3 protein-coding genes are annotated in these 3,259 nt (G+C 73.6%); all 3 read right to left on the reverse strand.

The features are described 5' to 3' along the window. A partial coding sequence (locus PLL68_RS02360; RefSeq protein WP_324531290.1) for a hypothetical protein occupies positions 1–457 on the reverse strand: 457 nt, incomplete at its 3' end. Then, a complete protein-coding gene (locus PLL68_RS02365; protein WP_324531292.1) occupies positions 454–1,710 on the reverse strand; it encodes a contractile injection system tape measure protein in 1,257 nt (418 codons plus the stop codon). The genes PLL68_RS02365 and PLL68_RS02360, both read right to left, overlap by 4 nt. Further along, positions 1,707–3,259 (reverse strand): hypothetical protein (locus PLL68_RS02370; protein WP_324531294.1); only part of this gene is annotated, 1,553 nt, incomplete at its 5' end. The genes PLL68_RS02365 and PLL68_RS02370, both read right to left, overlap by 4 nt.

The following is a 3,259-nucleotide window of genomic DNA, read 5'->3' on the forward strand; positions in this document are numbered from 1 at the left end:
GGCCGGTGGCGCGCAGGGTGCCGGCCTCGCTGAGCAGGGCGGTCACGTCGAGCCGACCCGCCAGGGTTCGGGCCGCGAGGGTGCGCGCGACCTCGCCGGTGAGACCGGTGACCGCGGGCCGGTCGGTGAGCGTGGCGTACGCGGCCGCGAAGCGCTCGTCCACGAACGGGGCCACTGCCGCGACCAGCACGAGGGCCTCGGCCGGCCCGAGTCCGGCCATGGCGATCGTGGAGGCGAGCGGGCCACCACCGTCGTACCGCTCGAGCGGGGGGATGCCCTCGTCCGCAGCCGCTGACCCCGCCTCCCCGCCGCTCCCCGTGGCCGGGAAGGGCGCCAGTGGACGCCCGGCCGGGCCACCCCTGCGTTCCTCGACCCGTACCCTGATGACCGCATCGAGCATCTCCAGCGCTGCACCGAGTTCGGCCACGGGGGCGCCGACCGCCGAGCGGGTGCTCACCGCTGCCACCGCACGCTGATCGGGCGCGACCACGGCAGCACCAGCACGCCGAGGGGGTAGGGCAGCGCTCCCAACACGACGTCGAGCGGTCGCGCCGCCGCGCTCAGCCGCACGTGGTCGGTGCGCTCGTCGAGCAGCCCGGCGCGGGTCACCCACTCACGTCGCACGAAGTCGGCCGACGACCCCTCGAACCCGGGCAGCAGGGCGACGAAGTTCCGCAGCACCTCCCGGGCCGACTGCTCGACCTCGTCGAGGCGTCGCAGGTTCACCGGGCCCGACACCGGCAGGTCGAGCCCGGCCTCCCCTGCGCTCCCGGCGAGGAGGCGCACGAGCGGGTCGCCGCGCGGCGGGTCCTGCGCACTGACGAGCAGCGCCAGTGCCTCGGCGCGAACCGGGGCAGCAGGCAGGTCCGGGTGCAGCGCCACGGCGGCCCGGCAGTGATCGGTCAGCCACGGGTAGAGCAGCACCAGCCCTGCTGCGGTCGTCAGGTGCGCGGTGTCGACGACCGCCGACGTGGTCTCGTCGACGAGGTCGTCCACGGTCGACACCAGCGCGAGGTCGGCCGCCACACGTGCCCTCTCCCCCGGGTCCCCGTGCGAGCCCGGCGACGTCAGGGGTTCCCCGACGACATCGGACGCCGTGGGGCCCGGTCGCAGGGCGGCCTCGGCTGCCGTCGCGGCCACCTCTTCGGCAGGGTCGGTCACCGCTGTCGCGGCACCGCCCGGGGCGTCCCGGTCCGCCTCGTCAGCAGGCCCGTCAGGCGCCCCCGGCGTGCCGGCCCGACGAGCCGAGCGAGCCAGGGCGCCGACGACCTCGGCCCAGCGGCTGGCGAGCAGGGTGCGGCACTCGTCGACGAGGAGCGGGTCGGCGACCCTCCACGCCTGTCGGGGCACGGCATCCGGTCGGGCACCGCCCGCGACCCACGCCAGGGCCGCACGCACGGCATCAGCGGCGGTCGGCGCGCTCCACCCGGTGACCTCATCGGGCGCCGCCGTCCAGGCCCGGCCCCGGGCGCCCGCGACGAGCGTGTCGTGCACCGCGGCCCGGATCGCCTCGGCCCACAACGCCGCGAGCGTGCTGTCGTCGAGACCGGCGTCCACCGGGAAGGGCACCGAGACCACGTCCACCCGGCCGTCGGGGTAGCCGTCGAGCGCCGCGTCGAGTGCTGCGGGCAGCGTCGTCGCCGCGACCCGGGCCAGCCGGCTCGCGTGCGGTCCACGCAGCCGCAGCGTCCCGATCACGACGTCGCTCACCGGATGAGCCCCTCCAGCGCGGCGACCTGCTCGTCGAGCCGGGCCCCCAGGGCCGCGTCGGTGCCGGCCGACTTCACCATCGTGCGCATCGTGTCGAGCACCTGGAGGGTGGCCGGGCCGAGCGCGTCGACCTCGCCGGCGGTGACGAGCCGGGCGAGTTCGCCCCGGGCCTTCTCGGCCACCGCGATCGACTTGGTGAGGGCACGGTTGTCCGGCTGGTCGATGGTGCGCATCGCCTCGATGGCCGAGCGGGAGAACTCCATGAGCCCCGTGGCCAGCTCGGGTCGCACCCCGGTGGCCGTGGCGAGCCCCTTGACCGGGGTGATCCGCCCCTCGAGGGTGGAGATGCGTTCGCCGTAGACCACCGTTCGAGCCAGCTGCTGCTCGAGCATCCCGATGCGCACCCCGTAGCCGCTCTGGTCGAAGGCACCGTCGCGCAGCGTGCTGAACTCCTTGGTGAGCCCCTGCAGGCCTCCGTCGAACTCCCGTAGCGCTCCCTCGAAGCCCTTGAGCTGACGGTCGACCGTGCCGCTCAGCACCTGCACCTCGGCCACGGCCGCCTTCGCTGCCGGGATGGCCGTGCCCGCGTCGCGCACCGAGCGCACGGCCGGAACCCGGGCCATCCCGACGGCCACGCCGGCCGCGTCCGTGAGCACGAGCACCTCATCGGACGGGCTGAACGACAACGTCGGTTCGACCCCCACGGCATCCTTGACCGCCGTCATCGCGATCGCCGAGACGTTCGCCTCGACCCCGAGGTCCTTGATCGTCTGGGTGAGGGTCGCCACGACGTCGGTGCCCTTGTAGCCGAGCAGACCGCCCGCCTGGAGCACACCGTCATCGAGGAAGTTCAGGTGCTCGGTGCCGTAGAAGATGGACGGGTCGTCCACGAGGTAACGCGTCGGGTCGGGGTTGATGTAGATCCCGGGATCGATGGTGAAGTAGTCCTCCGGCGGGAACGGGACCTCGAAGAACTCCCCGGGGAAGGGCACGTTGATGCACTCGCCCCTCATGACGATCTTGCCCTTCGGGCAGAACCGGATGGGCGGGTCGACGATGACGCCACCCGTCGATGGCGGGGTGGGCGGTGGGGTCGGCGGCGCGTAGCCCGAGATGATCGCCTCGAGCCGGTCCTTGACCAGGGCGCAGGGCGACTCGCACGAGCCGCCGAGCAGGCTGGTCGTGAGGCCGGTCGGCGGTTCCCACACGTGCCGGTAGCGGCAGCTGAAGGTCGCGACGCTGCCCGCACGGGTCACGTGGCCGACGACCACCCCAGGTGTCGTCGTGTCGCGCTGGCACGACGTGGCGAGCAGGGCGCGACAACGCAGCAGGTCCATCGTCGCGAAGAGCACCATGTTCAACCAGGCGACCTTGTAGCCCTTGACCCCGGCGAGGTCGGAACTCGGGATGCTCGTGCCCTCGAGCAGGGAGATGAGCGCCGGGTCGACCAGCGGGCCGCCCGGCGCGTTCTTCAGCAGGTCGCGGACCTGGTCACGCAACGTCGAGTAGGCCGTGAGCGGCTGCGACGTCTTCGACAGCAGGATCGGGG

It is taken from the genome of Ornithinibacter sp., from assembly GCF_035443565.1.
GTDB lineage: Bacteria > Actinomycetota > Actinomycetes > Actinomycetales > Dermatophilaceae > Fodinibacter.